This is a genomic window from Sporofaciens sp. JLR.KK001, from assembly GCF_036941055.1.
Lineage (GTDB): Bacteria > Bacillota > Clostridia > Lachnospirales > Lachnospiraceae > Sporofaciens.
The window spans coordinates 845682-860429 of sequence record NZ_JAYMNO010000001.1 but is presented as its reverse complement, the minus strand read 5'-3'; the positions used below and the strand labels follow the sequence as shown (position 1 = coordinate 860429).

Below are 14748 nucleotides of genomic sequence, written 5' to 3'. Positions count from 1 at the left end.
GCAGCAGCAACCGTATTTCTTATACAAATCCTTCAAAGCGAAACCGCATCAAAATCCAAAATCAGACAAATTTCGCGTCCATTAAAAAAGGTGTACCGCAGTGAAGTTTTAATCTTCCTTGCAGTACACCTTGATGTGTAAAGTTGTTCGTGATTCTTTTGTTTCCCTTATTCTATGGAGCGACATTTTCAATTTCCTCTTTCTCATTATTTACCTCCAGATTTAACCCATTTCATTTTAATTTTCCAAATAAAAACGGCAACTTTGTTTTCCAAAGCCACCGTAAAATCAAGGCACTAAAACATGGCTGCTGTACGACGGCTTTTTTTCTTTTGCCGTCGTGCGGCAGATTTAATAATTTTTCTATATGGACTATGCTGCGATATAATTAAGAAAATAACAGTAGTGTCATTGCTGAAATCCTCATTTTATCTCGGCTTTTCTGAAAACTAAGTGTGTTGCTGTCAGTGAAATAACAATTACCGCTGCTGCAAACACCGCCGACAATGCCAGTGTTCTGCTATCGCTCGTTTGTGCAAGGCTAAAACAGGTCAGCCGGAAAACACTCTCGCTGATGAAGTTTCTAAGGATATTGCAGGACACAAAGCTGAACACAACTGTTACAGCTATTCCCGATGTAACTTTTTTGAGGGCAAAGACAATAAACATAACGATACAGATGTTAGCACATATCTGCAATATGACAACCAGCAGCCAAACAAAATCCGTTACAGAAAATATACTGGTGTCAAACCTGTACTTAACAGCAAATCCAATAACTGTTGCAAAAACATAGGTTAAATGAAGCAGCACTGCCATGATAATGGTAGTAATAGTTCTTGCAATAAATACTGAAAAACGGCTGTACCCTGCCTTTATCTCATTATGTATCGTTCGGTTTAGAAAATCATTTCCAGCAAACCAAGCTGCAACAAGTGAAATGATAAACATAAAAGATGTATCGCAAATCGAAAGAGAAAACACCGTTGCTGTATCAAGATTTTCCGGGAGTTTAAGAAGTCCAAGGAAAAATCCTGCTGCTGCAAGAACAATCGCCGCAAGATACATGATAATAAATCTTTTCGCTTTGTATTTTTCAATGATTAACTGATTATACATTGCTGTCACCTCCCGTAATTCTAAGGAAGTATTCTTCAAGACTTTGCCCCGTAACGGAAAGTTTTTTGTCCACGTTCTCTTTGTGTTTCCACCCAATTTTCAACATATCCGCAATCACAGCAGACATAGCGTATAACCGGGATTTTTTTCATCAATGTAAAGGTCGAAGTATAAATATTGTTCCCGCTGGCATGGCGGTTTTGGTTATCGGGAACACGGACAATATTTTGTGAGCTGCATTTAGGGCAGCGTTTTGTATTTTTCATGGTATTATATCCTCCTTACGACAAGTGATAAGCTTAAAACTTCAGCTATGACAATGCAGAGCAAAACCCATATACTTATAGACCACATACCGATAAGCCCTGCAACCAAAAACATAATCAACGGTACAATATACTTTCGTGGGTGGTGCCATAAATCATTTTCCGCAGAATCTATGACCTTGCCCTGAACGGCTGGGGGTGTATGCGGATTGCCAAACAGCTTATGGAGGATAAAATCCCTTCCTTGCTTCCAGCCGCTCCCGTTCCTTCTCCATCTCCGACGGATATCTTCAATGGAAATTTCCAGTGTCCGCAAATAAGCAATTCCGCCCTGTTCCAGTTCCGTTTTGACTGAAAAAAGAGCCGGATAAGCACAGACAAGCCTACATAATCGCTTTGGAAAACCACAACAGGATAACTGCCGTTACTAGCGAAGATACGAAACAGGAAATCGAGATAAAGGTTTCCTGTTTTTTTACGCCCATTTTGCCTATCTTCGGCTTTACAGCGGAGAAAATACCGCCACAAAGCTGGCACAATCTCTGCCACGCAAGCCGGGTGAAAACAGCGAAAGTCAGCACAGCGGAATCCGTCAGTTACTAAGAGCAAGCCCGCCTTTTTGCGGCTTGCGCCGCTTGAAAAAATCCACCCACGAAAGGAGGTTCACAGCCATGAAAAAGTACAACACGCCCCACCGTCACCGAGTTATCAAGACACGCTTGACCGAGGAAGAATATGCAGAGTTTTCCGAGCGTGTCACCCTCTGCAAAATGAGCCAAGCCGAGTTTATCCGGCAAGCCCTAACCAAGTCAAGCATACGCCCGGTCATTACCGTTTCCCCGGTCAATGATGAACTGCTTTCTGCTGTTGGGAAACTCACAGCCGAATATGGAAAGATAGGCGGCAATCTCAACCAGATTGCCCGCTGTCTGAACGAGTACGGCGCACCTTATAACGGCCTCTCCCAAGAGGTACGAGCCGCCATATCCGGGCTTGCCGCTTTGAAGTTTGAAGTCTTGCAGAAAGTAGGTGAAGCCGTTGGCAACATTCAAAAATATCAGCTCTAAAAATGCCGACTATGGGGCGGCTGAACAGTACCTAACCTTTGAGCATGACGAATTTACCATGAAGCCCACGCTTGATAAAAATGGGCGGCTTGTTCTCCGTGACGATTACCGCATTTCCTCTTTGAATTGCGGTGATGAAGATTTTGCAATCGCCTGTATGCGCTCCAATCTCAAATACGGCAAAAACCAGAAACGGGAGGACGTAAAGAGCCACCACTATATCATCAGCTTTGACCCCCGTGACGCACCCGACAACGGCTTGACAGTTGACCGGGCGCAACAGTTAGGCGAGCAGTTTTGCAGAGAACATTTCCCCGGACACCAAGTCCTTGTCTGCACCCACCCGGACGGGCATAACCAAAGCGGCAACATTCATGTGCATATCGTCATAAACAGCTTGCGGATTGCCGAAGTGCCGCTATTGCCCTACATGGAAAGACCAGCCGACACAAGGGAGGGCTGCAAGCACCGCTATACAGACGCAGCTATGGAATACTTCAAAGCGGAAGTCACTCCAACACCTATGACATCATCCCCCGTGAGGAATGGGAAGTCCTTGAGGGCTGCCATGAAGCCATCGTAAGCCCGGAGGACTGGGAGAAGGTGCAGGAACTGATTGACCGCCGCCCTCCCATCATGGAGGGGAACGCCTGCCCCTTCTACAACCTGTTCCACGGCATTATCTACTGCGCCACCTGCGGGAAGTCCATGCAGGTACGCTATGAGAAGGTAGGCAGAACCGGGAAGAACCGCTTTACCGGCGAGGAACGGGAGCCGATAGACAAGGCGTATTATATCTGCCAGACGTATAACCGGCTGGGGAAGAACTCCTGCACCAGCCATAAAGTGGAAGCAAGGGATTTATATAACCTTGTATTGAAGGATATTCAGGAACTTGCGGCAATGGCGTTGAAAGACGTGGAATCGTTCTACCAGCGGATTAGCAGCCGCATGGAGCGGCGGTATCTGGCGGACGCTTCGGAGATGGAGAAGGAGCGGGAACGGCTGGAAGCAAGGAACCGGGAGATTGACGATATGTTTTTGAACCTGTATACCGACAAGGCAAAGGGAATCCTGTCGGAGCAGCGGTTTGTGAAGCTGACGGCGGCAATGGAACGGGAACAGGAGGAAAACCAGAAGCAGCTAAAAGAATTGACCCTCTCCTTGCGCCGTTCCAATGAGCAGGAAAGCGATGTCCGCACCTTTATCCGTGAAATCCGGCAGTATGCCACGATACAGGAATTGGACGAGGGTATCTTAAACCGCCTTATCAGCCGGATTCTGGTGGGTGAGGTGAAAAAGGTTGACGGGGAGAAGTTTCAGTGGACTTTATTGAGGTATTGGCTAAGCTGGAGCCGCCCCTTGACAAGCGGTTTATTAAAATCATGGACGAACAGCTTGACGTAATCCCGTTTGAGTTCTCGGAAATGTTCATTGACGGTTTTAAGCTGGGGGCAAAGATGATGGCGGAAGTTTTCAGAAGCGAGTAGGAGGACGGGGACAGGAAAAAGGCAAACGCTTTGAGGGGAGCGGCTGCCTTTTTTGGGGCTTGCTGATAAGTTGGAATTTACAAATCAACCATCCATTGAAAAATACTTTAAATCTTGAAATTCGTCATCCATAAATTCAAAAGTAAATATATGTATATCATCAAATGATTGTTGTAAATAATTTACTTGCCCATTGTCATAGTTAATAACAGGCTTTCCCAGCTTCTCTTTGATTTCATCAGTGCTGAAATCTCCAAATGGAACCATCCATCTGTATAATCCACTAAAACACTATTTGCCTTATCCCATATATCAGAATTTTTTCCTGACATAATAGAATCCCAAAATACTTTATCTCCTTTTGGGTAAATACCGTTTGGCAAAGTATCCACTGCTGCATTAAGAGCGGCAGCACATTGAGATGCTCCAATTTCATCCAATGCTTGTACCGCTTCACGACCATAGACTGAAAAGCCTTCTTCAAAAAAATTGGGCAAAGCATCGGCTTGTGTTGCACTCTCCATTTCCAATACCAGAAAAAGCACTTTTTGCGTGTGGTTCAGGTTAGATAAATCAAAATCCCCATCCACTCTCTTTGTCACGAAAGACCACAATATTTGTTCTAATGTCCGGGAAAAATCATCATTTTCATCCATAGCAAACAAGGCATTCCAATCTAAGTTTTTAATAATATTCTGCATTTTTGCTTCTTTTTCTGCCCATCGCCTTTGCATATCTTTTTTTGACATTGGCATTTTAATCTTTCCTCTCATTAAATTACGATTATTTAGTTCTATAAACTGGAATTTATCTTTCTAACTTAACAAGATATTCGGTGGTACCTTCTTCATACTTTTTCTGACCTGTCAAATGAAAGCCATGCCTTTGGTAAAAAGAAATTGCTCTAATATTTTTTTCTAATGCCCATAAATTATTTGCATGGAGTTCTTTAATTGCAAATTCAATTAGTTCATTGCCAATTCCCTCACTTTGAAAAGACGTATCTACATATAATTTACAAATTTCTGTTCCGTCCATTTGAATAAAGCCCTTTATCAATCCATTATCAAATACATATATGTTTTTGATAATTTCATCTTTTTTGAAGTAATTATCTACTAATGAAACAACCTGCAACTCCCCAAAAGAAAAACTTTCATCTTTGAATATAGGGAAAAAATTTATCCTATTATTGAATACATATATTTCAGCTACTCTTGATAAATCATCTATTATTGCTTTTCTGATATACATCTTATATCTCCTTTACAAATCCCGATTTTCCAGTATGCCAAACTGGAATTGCTTTTATTGTAAATCATTTTTAGAAATTGCTATTGAAGGATAATGAGAAAGTTCCGTCAAATCAACATTTAGTGGCACACTATAAATCATGTAATAATTATTAGGATTGACGGCAATCAATTCATTCATTTTTTCTTCTGCTAAGTCCTTATTATTCGTAGCATACACAACTGATACAACACCTACTTTATCATTTTCCGTCCCCTGTATATTTCCGCATAATATTATTTTTAATGGGGCGTTCCCATTCAAGCCTTGCTTAATATAGTCCTTATATTCAATAGTTTGCCCTCCATCAATACCGATTTGTTGTTGCGTTCAGTTTAGCACATTTATAGAACATCTACAAGATTCCGTGTATGAAAAAGCAAAAAGAACGCTTTTGATATTGCAAAATATCTGAGCCGGAGATTGACCGTCCGACCGGACGACGTTTTTGAAAGCTGTGAACTCGAAGCGCCGCCCGCGTCTGATGCACCCGCCGATTGACTTTTCAACCGGCGGGCTTTTTTTGTCCCTATCCAACCAATCACAACAAATTTAAGGAGGAAAATGTATGGAATTTTTTACAAGCGCAATCGACACTTTGAAGGTACTGGTTATCGCGCTGGGCGCTGGCCTTGGCGTGTGGGGCGTTATCAACCTGCTGGAAGGTTACGGCAACGACAACCCTGGCGCGAATGCTCATGTACGGTAAAGAAGCAAGCGACCGAAAACAAGAGATAGACCGCCAGCACCACACTATTCCGAACCAAAGACCAAAAAACAAGCATTATGGAAATGTGCATAACAGGCTATGGAATAATGGATATCTCTATTCACAGCACATGGAAAAGCTAGCTTGTTTTATCTGCCTAATCGTATATGATTATATATATGACTGTTAAAAAAAACGAAAAAAATTAAAATTGTTTGTAACAAATCGCACTTGAAAAGAACTAACAATATGAGGTGCTGATATGGATAAAGAAAAAATTGATGAAATATATCGTGAAAACGCCGCCATGATATATAAATATCTATGCGGCTTAACGCAGGACAGCGGACTTGCCGAAGAACTGACGCAAGAAACATTCTTTCAAGCAATTAAAGGAATTGATAAATTTAGGGGAGATTGTAAAATTTCCGTCTGGCTATGCGGTATTGCCAAAAAAATATGGTACAAAGAACTGAAAAAAAGAAGCAGGCACAAAACCGCCCCACTGGACGACACGATACCTTCCACAGAAAATGTTGAAAGTAAAAGCCTTGACAATTTAGAAAAAATTGAAATATTCCGCCTAATGCACAACCTTGATGATGTAACAAGAGAAGTCATGTATTTGCGATTAGCAGGAGAACTACAATTTTCTGAAATTGCGGCTATTTTGGGAAAAACGGAAAACTGGGCAAGGGTAACTTATTATCGGGGAAAACAGAAAATAATGAAAGGAATGAGAGAATGGAACTAAGGGAAAAAGAATTAGCTTGTGAGATTGTCAGAGATTTACTTCCTCTCTATATTGACGAAATGGTAAGTGATGTTTCTAAAAAAAGCATTGATAACCATTTAGAGCATTGTACAGAATGTAGTGAGATATATCACGATATGGCTTGTCATTTGGAAATGGAAACGCCGTCAACAGAAATTTCAGATGTAAAAAGATTTTTGAATAAAACAAAGAAAATGTATCTGTTATATGGCTTAGGTTGTCTTAGCTTTATTGCAATACTGATCTGTCTGATTGTGGATTTGGCGGTAAACAAAGGACTTACATGGTCTTTAATTGTCGGAAGTTCCTGCCTGTTTGCAGACGCTTTTATATATACTCTTTCAACCTGTAAAAAGAATAAAGGCTGTATTGCAATGGCAGTAATAAGCATTGGGGTGTTTGTCCTGCTTTCTGTCATACAGATTACCTGGTATTATCTGATTGGAACAGGGACATTTTGGCTTTTCCGTTATGGTGTGCCTATCCTGCTGTTATGGCTTTTTGTCCTTTGGCTTCCAGTGCTTGCAAGAACATTTCTAAAATGGAATATTTGGGATTGCATAGCATTGTTCCTATTTTTGGTAATCATAGGAAACTATGTCACAAAACTAATCACGGGAGATTATATGTGGGAAGACGCGCTCCATATGCAGGGATTTATAGGCAATGCCCTTGGAGAAGTAATTGGAATTATAATATTTGGAATGATAGGGAGGATTGAAAAATGGAGAAAATAATCAGTGTAAAAAATCTAAGAAAAGCATACAAAAAATCGAACCGGTTCGATTCGGAAACTGCCGTTCAGAATGTATGCTTTGAGCTTGCACCCGGAAATATCATGGGACTATTGGGGACAAACGGGGCGGGCAAAACTACGACATTAAAGATGATTACAAATTTGTGTTCCAAAGATAATGGGAAAATCATCATAGACAACGTATCATTAGACGAAAATCCCGGACTGGCATTGTCAAAGGTTGGGGCGGCACTTGACACCCCTAGTTTTTATCAAGAACTGACTGCAAGAGAAAATATAGAATGTTTTGCACATCTATATGAAAATATCCCAAACGGGCAGGTTATGGAATTGCTTGATTATGTCGGACTTAGTTCACAGGCTGAAAAGAAAGTGAAAAAGTTTTCTCTTGGAATGAAACAAAGACTGGCATTGGCAAGGGCTATGTTAGGACAGCCAAAACTGATTATTTTAGATGAACCGGCAAACGGATTAGACCCGCAGGGACAGATTAACCTATACCGTCTGATTTGCGATATGGCGAAAGAACGAAACACAACATTTATCGTTTCATCACACCAACTGCATGATATGGAAAAATTCTGTACCGATATTTTAATTTTGGATAAGGGAAAAAGTATCTTGCAGGGAAAAACGGAAAACATTTTATCCGAAACAACAAATATCGTGGACTGCATACTGGAAGAAACAAACGCTGCCCGGAGTGTCCTCTCCGGGTGTAACGGAATTAGTTTGGTTTCACAGAAAGGAAATCAGTTTACAATCAGACTTGAAAATATCTGTTTTGATGAATTTGTCAAAAACCTTGTAGCAAGCCATTTGCATATTCACTATCTTTCCATGCGGAAACACTCATTGCAGGATCTTTTTCTAAAACTGACAGGGGGAGCAGAGTCATGTATCCATTAACAAGATTATATGCAAGAAAACTATACAGACAAAAATTGATTTACATTTTTTTTGCCTGCTTTTTTACAGCTTCTTTCTTTTACGCTTTTCTAATTTCAACACCGCAAATGGAAGAAATGCTGAATATCAATATTGGAATTGTCGGGAGAAAAAATTTCCCTGAATTTATGATGCGGTTTTATATCGGAACAGTAGGTATTCTTTTTAATGTATTTCTGCTGACGCTGTTTATTTGTGAAGAAGATAGGAACAAAATGCTTTACCAGCCTTTATTGCATGGAGAAAACCGCAGCAGAATGATACGTTCAAAAATCTATGTTGCTGTCAGTATGTCAATGATTTTTGTTTTGCTGGTGGCTTTTATCAATTACATAACAGCCTTTATGCGTTGGGGCTATGAAATCTTTGAACAGGCAGCCTTTATCAGAACCATAATAAAATATCTGTTATCGGGTATCTATATGTCGGTTATAACGCTTGGGATATTCACACTTTGTATCTGTACCCGAAACGCATGGAAAACAATATTTTTTGTGATTATTTATCTATTGATTGACCAGTTTATATACAGTTCCAATATTGCTTTATTACAAAAAATATGGGTTGGATATTACCTTAATCTTTGGACGTTTGCATATGAGTATCAGAAAATACCATTTAGCGAACTGCTTATAGGAATATCCATTATGATACTGTACGGAATTGCTTTTTTTCAAATATCCCTATACAGAACAAAAAAAATAGATTTTTGAGAGAGGTAAAAAATGATTATAAGATTATTAAATATACAATTTGCACGACTGAAAAGGCAAAAGATATTATACTTATTTTTTGTCGTAATGGCAGTGATTATCATTTCCAATGCGCTTCAAGAAGATAGTGGCACGGCGAATTTCGCCGCGGGATATTATGCAGGCGGTAAATTTCCAACAATGTGTATGCAGTCCTATATTGATATTGTCGGTACACTATTTCTTAGTTTTATCAGCGCAATATTGATTTGCGGAGAAAAGGCAAGCGGTATGTTCAGACAGCCTTTGTTGAATGGCGTTTCCAAAAAACAGCTTTTAATCGCAAAAACTGTCAGTATTTTCACAGTAGCGCTGATCTGTTTTTTGTTTGTGATAATCGTCAGCATTGTAACAGGTTTCTTTTTATGGGGCAGTCATATCTTCGATCATGCACAGGAATATTTGTTACAAATGTTGTTATTGGCTTTTCCGCAGATAACAATGGTTCTGTTTTTAGTGCTTTTATCCTTGTATATGTCGAATATATCCAGTATGATGTGCGCTTCTCTGATTATTTTATTAGTCAATAATTTATTCAGCCAGTTTTTTGGCAGTTACATATCGTTTATAGACTTTATGTATTATCTGTATGCTTTTTCCGGGTATAACGGAATGGAATTAACAGGCAAAATGATTGTATTAGGAATTGCTGTTAATGTCATAACAGGAATTATCCTTGTTTATGGAATTAGCAGACGCACGAATAGTATGATAATGTAAAAACACATTGCACTTTGAAAGTGGGCGATAATATTATGAAAATACTGTTGCTGACATTTGATGAACATGAAGAAAAAGCGATTGACAAAATCTTAGCAACAATCTCTGACTGCGTATCACTTGAAGCTGTTCAGACTATTCCAGTCCCTGCTTCGGCAATGTCTTTTCCGGGACTGGAAATAAGGCTGCACCAACGCCGGGTATTAAAAGACGGGGCAGACATATACCTCACACGTTTGGAATACGGCGCACTCTGCTATCTTACTGCCAGTCCGGGACGGGTATTCACAAAGGCACAAATCTTTGAATCCGTGTGGAGTATGGAAAGCGAAAGCTGCCAGTCAAGCGTGGCAAACGTGATCTACAATCTGCGGAAAAAAATAGAGCCGGACAGTCGCAAACCCACCTACATAAAAACCGTTTTAGGTATAGGCTATAAGTTTGCTTCCGGGGAATAATAACCGAATAACCGCCGCCCATCACAGCGGCATACCATGACAGGAAATCAAAAAAGGTTTCCTGTTTTTTTGCGCCAAAAACCGCGCTGATTTTTCAACTTTGTCGAAAAGTTTTATCAAAAAGTTTCCCAAAACTTTGCCATATTTGCATTTTTCTGCGTAGTAGGAGGAATCCGATATACCGATTGCTCTCTACATTCTAACAGCTTAAGCAACAAGATGGGTAATTCCTTACTGGCTGTAAGGGAGATTAACCATAAATATATTGTAGTAGGCGGAATTGTCATCCCCAATATCACAATCGCATTTACTATGCCGCTATAGTAAACTATCCAACTAAAAAAATATAATAAACAGCAGATAACTATGATGATAATAAAAGGGGATACGCATATTTTTCTGTTTTCTCTGTTTCTAAAAATACATAAAGCAACAATCATCAATACTTGACATACAGATGCTACTGTATCAATCGTTTCTGTGATTGATTTTGACTTTAATATATCGTTTGGCGCAGGAATAGCAAACCAAATAAAATTTGGTATCATAATAATTAGAAATAGCAGTAATCCCCAAATATCAAAACTCAACTTGTATTTTTTTAACATATAATTTCCTCACAAACTTGAAGTTACTCGTCTTTTGGTCTGGGACCATTTGGCAGAGGTTTTCCATTTTTATCTCGGTTAATAGGAGTTGCTTTAAGATGAAATTGTATACAGCCATCAGCACATGGTATATCCATTTCATATTTTTCCTTTTCACCTCTATATGTAAAATCACCACCACATCGGATAACTTCACACCATGTGTATACTTTTATCATTGTTTTAGGACACATTCCAGCAGGACATTCATATGAAAAGACAAATTTATCTCCTTTTTCCAATCCAAGCCGACAGTGTCCTGCTTTTCCCTCTATTGCTGTTAATTCAAATTGCCAATCTTCAGTACACCATTTTTGCATACTAATAACCTCTAATGTTAATATAAATAATCTGCTCAACAATCTCGATTTGTTATTGCGTTTAGTTTAGCACATTTATAGAACATCTACAAGATTCCGTGTATGAAAAAGCAAAATGAATGAATTCTTCACTTGACAATGTGGCAAAGAGTTGATGAGCCAGGATGAGCTTGCGGTGATGGACGGGGGAAAATGTATCCTCCAGCTGCGGGGCGTCCGCCCGTTTTTGTCGGATAAGTATGACATCACCAGGCACCCCAATTTCCAGTACACCGCCGACGCGGACGATAAGAACGCCTTTGACATTGAAGCGTTTTTGTCCACCCGGCTCAAACCAAAACCCAACGAGGTCTACGATGTGTTTGAAGTTGACGTAGACACCGAGGGCGAATAATCCCGTTCCGCGAGAAAGGAGTGATCTTATCTACCCGCCAGGGTCCCTGAAACCTGCCTCGGTTGAGGCCATTGGCGTACAAAGCGGACAGCTCAACAAAAAAATGAAGAAGGAGGATAGCCGGAATCGAGCCGCCCAAAACGCAGGGCGGTTTTGTTGTCCGGCTTTTGTATGCCTATGAACCAACGCTAACCACAAAGCGATTCCGGCTAAATTAAAGTATGGAATTTTTCAACAGCGCAATCGACGTTTTGCAGACCCTCGTGATCGCACTCGGAGCCGGCCTTGGAATCTGGGGCGTCATCAACCTGCCGGAAGGTTACGGCAATGATAACCCTGGTGCGAATGCTCATGTACGGTAAAGAAGCAAGCAACCGAAAACAAGAGATAGACCGCCAGCACCACACTATTCCGAACCAAAGAAACCAAAGACCCAAAGACAAGCATTGTGGGAAAATCCAAAAGTTTAGATTTTCCCACAAATCCAAACTTATATAAAATCCAAACTTTTCTGAAAACAGCTTGATAATTGGGGATTCTTGCCGAAAAAAGTTTGGATTTCGTTTCACAAAGTACAATACTCCAATTATGACAAAATGCGTAAAACATTGCTATTTAGCTCTGTTTCAATCAATTTATTCTCATTTCTGACAAGAGAAGTACAAAACAAAATCCAAACTTTTATATCAGAAAATACCTTGAATAAAGGATTTACAGAGGAAAGTTTGGATTTCTTCTAAGTTTGGATTTGTGGAAATGTGCATAACTGGCTATGGAATCATGGATAACTCTATTCACAGCACATGGAAAAGCTAAAGTGCAGCTTCCCCACGTCCTGCAAACAGAGTTACCCACAATTCCATGAGATAGCCAGTTATATACATTCCCACAATGCCGACTACTACGGAAGCCCTTGTCAATTCTTAATATCTTGACATAACTAATTGAATTTGTTAAAATACAAACTGGATTAAAAAAGGAGGAGCTTTATTTTGCCGAAAATAAAAATTGATAAAGAATCGGTTATCAAGGAAGCTGCATATATAGCAAATACGATAGGCATAGAAAACCTATCTTTAAAAACGCTTGCATCGCAATTAGGCGTTAAGTCGCCATCGCTTTATAACCATATAGATGGGCTTGACGACCTAAAACAGCAGCTTATGCTATATGGTTGGAAAGAATTAGAAGACAAAATTATTCAATCTGTAATAGGATTTTCTGGATATGATGCGATTAGAGCTATGTGCTACGCTTTTCATGAATATGCAATAGAGAATCAAGGAGTTTTTAGCACAATGCTTTGGTACAATCAATTTGAGAATGAACAGATGAATGAAGTGACTTCAAAAATGTTTTCAATTTTTTTCAAAATAACTAAGTCACTAAATATTTCACAAGATAATTGCATTCATTTAGTCAGAATGTTTAGAAGTTTTTTAGAGGGCTTTGCATTACTTGAAAATCATAACGCCTTTGGTAATACACAGTTGATAAAAGATAGTTTTGAATTATCAATAGACATTTTAATTGAGGGAGCAAAAAAATTAGAGGGGAAATGATAGCGCATGGTATATCAGAAAAAAACAAGGGAAAAGGTTTTATGAATCGAAAAATCAGGCAAATCATTTGTGTAATACTGTCACTAATTTGTGTTATTGCTATATGGGATAAGCCTGTTTTGGCATATGAAAAAAGTAGCAATTATAGCGATATTGACAGCCAGATAAAAAAAGAAATAAAGGAATTACATATTCCCGGAATGGCGATAGCCATTGTAGACTCTAAAGAGGTTCTGTTTTCTGAAGCTTATGGAAATTGCGATAATTTAGATACGCCTTTTATTATAGGCTCATTGAGCAAATCATTTACAGCATTAGCTGTTATGCAGCTTGTGGAAGAAGAAAAAGTAGATTTAGACACGACAATATCTGATTATATTGATACATCTGATTATTTTATAAATGTGTCCGACGGAGATAAAATTACTGTAAGACAGCTTTTGAATCAGACAAGCGGTTTAGGGACATATCAGCGTTTTGGAAATGCAAAAATAACAGAAAGTTACGGACAACATCAATATGCAAATATCAATTATGGATTGTTAGGAGAAATCATAGAAACAGTCAGCGGAATTAGCTATTCAGAGTATATGGATAAAAGCATTTTTTCTCCACTAAGTATGAATCATACGGCAGCAACACTTGTACAAAGCAAAGAAAACGGATTGATAACAGGATATCGAAATTATTTTGGACTTCCGATTGCGGGAGAGCCGGACTATCCCGATAAACATTCATGGTCTACCGTTCCGGCAGGTTATTTAAGTTCCAGTGTATCAGATATGGCAAAATATCTGCAAATGTATCTAAATGGAGGAATGGGAATAGTCAATCAGAATAGTTTAAATACTATGCTTTATGACAATGTATATGTAGATGATAACACTCCCTATTATTACGGAATGGGGTGGACTTTGACAGAAGAATATACAGAGCCTGTATTGGGGCATTCAGGGCTGGTTGAGAATTATATGTCTAATATGTATCTATTGCCGGAAAGCGGATTAGGAATCATTTTCCTTATCAATATGAACGATTATCTTGTCACGAATCAATTGGCAGATATTATCTCCCAAAATGTGATATTTGCTCTTTTGGGCAGAGAACAATATGATATATCTGGCAGCCCGTATATTGTAAGACACCTGTTGCTGAATGGAGCATATTTAGCGTTGGTTGCAGTGGCAGTATATCCGATAGCAACAATAAGAAAATGGAAGAAAAAGAAACAGACAACAAGACTGATACTCTTTGACATTACAAGGCATGGCATATTGCCACTATTGTTACTCTGTTTGCCCTATATGGTAGGTATTCCATTATGGGTAGTATGGTATTTTGTAAAAGACTTGTTCATTGTATTGCTGTTAAATTCAAGTTTGCTTTTGGTTATAGGCTTATACAAAATATTTTTTGCAATATTCAAGATATGACAGACTACGTGCTGTTATTTCTCTGAATTATTAAATGT

Annotated in this window: 19 protein-coding genes and 3 pseudogenes; 15 read left to right on the top strand and 7 right to left on the bottom strand. The window is 39.2% G+C overall.

From position 1 onward, the window contains the following. Positions 1-423 precede the first annotated feature (423 nt). Both VSQ62_RS04670 and VSQ62_RS04665 read right to left on the bottom strand, forming a co-directional pair. Positions 424-1119 carry an ABC transporter permease gene (locus tag VSQ62_RS04670; protein ID WP_334633500.1) on the bottom strand — a complete coding sequence of 232 codons (696 nt, stop codon included), beginning with the start codon at positions 1117-1119 and terminating at the stop codon, positions 424-426. 35 nt (positions 1120-1154) lie between these two features. After that, positions 1155-1385 carry a hypothetical protein gene (locus tag VSQ62_RS04665; RefSeq protein WP_334633499.1) on the bottom strand — a complete coding sequence of 77 codons (231 nt, stop codon included), beginning with the start codon at positions 1383-1385 and terminating at the stop codon, positions 1155-1157. Positions 1386-2056: 671 nt separating this feature from the next. Here VSQ62_RS04665 and VSQ62_RS04660 point away from each other — a divergent pair. From VSQ62_RS04660 to VSQ62_RS04645, 4 genes and pseudogenes are all read left to right on the top strand, one after another. Further along, positions 2057-2452, top strand: coding sequence for a plasmid mobilization protein (locus VSQ62_RS04660; RefSeq protein ID WP_334633498.1), 396 nt, complete (start codon positions 2057-2059; stop codon positions 2450-2452). Further along, a pseudogene (locus VSQ62_RS04655) lies at positions 2424-2963 on the top strand (relaxase/mobilization nuclease domain-containing protein); the annotation flags it as partial. The gene VSQ62_RS04660 and the pseudogene VSQ62_RS04655, both read left to right, overlap by 29 nt. Beyond that, a pseudogene (locus tag VSQ62_RS04650) lies at positions 2957-3859 on the top strand (DUF4368 domain-containing protein); the annotation flags it as partial. The pseudogenes VSQ62_RS04655 and VSQ62_RS04650, both read left to right, overlap by 7 nt. Continuing rightward, complete coding sequence (locus tag VSQ62_RS04645; protein WP_334633496.1) at positions 3838-3942, top strand: DUF6809 family protein; 105 nt, start codon at positions 3838-3840, stop codon at positions 3940-3942. The pseudogene VSQ62_RS04650 and the gene VSQ62_RS04645, both read left to right, overlap by 22 nt. Before the next feature lie 182 nt (positions 3943-4124). On the opposite strand, the gene VSQ62_RS04640 is transcribed toward VSQ62_RS04645, so the two are convergent. The 3 genes from VSQ62_RS04640 to VSQ62_RS04630 are packed head-to-tail and all read right to left on the bottom strand — an operon-like array spanning position 4125 to position 5529. Further along, a complete protein-coding gene (locus VSQ62_RS04640; protein WP_334633495.1) occupies positions 4125-4697 on the bottom strand; it encodes a DMP19 family protein in 573 nt (190 codons plus the stop codon). Positions 4698-4749: 52 nt separating this feature from the next. Beyond that, positions 4750-5196, bottom strand: coding sequence for a GNAT family N-acetyltransferase (locus VSQ62_RS04635; protein ID WP_334633494.1), 447 nt, complete (start codon positions 5194-5196; stop codon positions 4750-4752). Positions 5197-5250: 54 nt separating this feature from the next. Beyond that, the gene (locus VSQ62_RS04630) at positions 5251-5529 is read right to left on the bottom strand and encodes a hypothetical protein (protein WP_160584351.1); all 279 of its coding nucleotides are present in this window, start codon (positions 5527-5529) and stop codon (positions 5251-5253) included. A gap of 274 nt (positions 5530-5803) precedes the next feature. On the opposite strand from VSQ62_RS04630, the gene VSQ62_RS04625 reads away from it, so the two are divergent. The 7 genes from VSQ62_RS04625 to VSQ62_RS04595 all read left to right on the top strand — a co-directional run bounded on the left by VSQ62_RS04625 (position 5804) and on the right by VSQ62_RS04595 (position 10354). Beyond that, positions 5804-5944 carry a Maff2 family mobile element protein gene (locus tag VSQ62_RS04625; RefSeq protein ID WP_004060551.1) on the top strand — a complete coding sequence of 47 codons (141 nt, stop codon included), beginning with the start codon at positions 5804-5806 and terminating at the stop codon, positions 5942-5944. Between the two features lie 262 nt (positions 5945-6206). After that, entirely contained in the window at positions 6207-6698 is a 492-nt protein-coding gene (locus VSQ62_RS04620) for an RNA polymerase sigma factor (protein ID WP_334633490.1), read from the top strand. Then, positions 6689-7456 carry a zf-HC2 domain-containing protein gene (locus tag VSQ62_RS04615; protein ID WP_334633488.1) on the top strand — a complete coding sequence of 256 codons (768 nt, stop codon included), beginning with the start codon at positions 6689-6691 and terminating at the stop codon, positions 7454-7456. The genes VSQ62_RS04620 and VSQ62_RS04615 overlap by 10 nt, the downstream gene beginning before the upstream one ends. Further along, positions 7444-8385 (top strand): ABC transporter ATP-binding protein, encoded by a 942-nt coding sequence (locus tag VSQ62_RS04610; RefSeq protein WP_334633485.1) that lies wholly within the window; start codon positions 7444-7446, stop codon positions 8383-8385. Before VSQ62_RS04615 ends, VSQ62_RS04610 begins: the two co-directional genes overlap by 13 nt. Next, positions 8373-9137: an ABC transporter permease gene (locus tag VSQ62_RS04605; protein WP_334633483.1), complete on the top strand. Its 765-nt coding sequence runs from the start codon at positions 8373-8375 to the stop codon at positions 9135-9137. The genes VSQ62_RS04610 and VSQ62_RS04605 overlap by 13 nt, the downstream gene beginning before the upstream one ends. Positions 9138-9149: 12 nt before the next feature. Further along, positions 9150-9896 carry an ABC transporter permease gene (locus VSQ62_RS04600; protein WP_334633481.1) on the top strand — a complete coding sequence of 249 codons (747 nt, stop codon included), beginning with the start codon at positions 9150-9152 and terminating at the stop codon, positions 9894-9896. 35 nt (positions 9897-9931) lie between these two features. After that, positions 9932-10354 (top strand): winged helix-turn-helix domain-containing protein, encoded by a 423-nt coding sequence (locus tag VSQ62_RS04595; protein ID WP_502957710.1) that lies wholly within the window; start codon positions 9932-9934, stop codon positions 10352-10354. Between the two features lie 116 nt (positions 10355-10470). Here VSQ62_RS04595 and VSQ62_RS04590 read toward each other — a convergent pair whose 3' ends face one another. After that, entirely contained in the window at positions 10471-10962 is a 492-nt protein-coding gene (locus VSQ62_RS04590; RefSeq protein WP_334633479.1) for a hypothetical protein, read from the bottom strand. A gap of 23 nt (positions 10963-10985) precedes the next feature. Then, entirely contained in the window at positions 10986-11321 is a 336-nt protein-coding gene (locus VSQ62_RS04585) for a hypothetical protein (RefSeq protein ID WP_334633478.1), read from the bottom strand. A 142-nt stretch (positions 11322-11463) separates the two neighbouring features. Here VSQ62_RS04585 and VSQ62_RS04580 point away from each other — a divergent pair. The 4 genes and pseudogenes from VSQ62_RS04580 to VSQ62_RS04565 all read left to right on the top strand — a co-directional run. After that, a pseudogene (locus tag VSQ62_RS04580) lies at positions 11464-11715 on the top strand (VirD4-like conjugal transfer protein, CD1115 family); the annotation flags it as partial. 221 nt (positions 11716-11936) lie between these two features. After that, the gene (locus VSQ62_RS04575) at positions 11937-12077 is read left to right on the top strand and encodes a Maff2 family mobile element protein (RefSeq protein WP_084384195.1); all 141 of its coding nucleotides are present in this window, start codon (positions 11937-11939) and stop codon (positions 12075-12077) included. A gap of 630 nt (positions 12078-12707) precedes the next feature. Further along, the gene (locus VSQ62_RS04570; RefSeq protein ID WP_016290296.1) at positions 12708-13277 is read left to right on the top strand and encodes a TetR/AcrR family transcriptional regulator; all 570 of its coding nucleotides are present in this window, start codon (positions 12708-12710) and stop codon (positions 13275-13277) included. 41 nt (positions 13278-13318) lie between these two features. Further along, positions 13319-14710: a serine hydrolase domain-containing protein gene (locus VSQ62_RS04565; protein WP_334633477.1), complete on the top strand. Its 1392-nt coding sequence runs from the start codon at positions 13319-13321 to the stop codon at positions 14708-14710. The last annotated feature ends 38 nt before the right edge of the window (positions 14711-14748 follow it).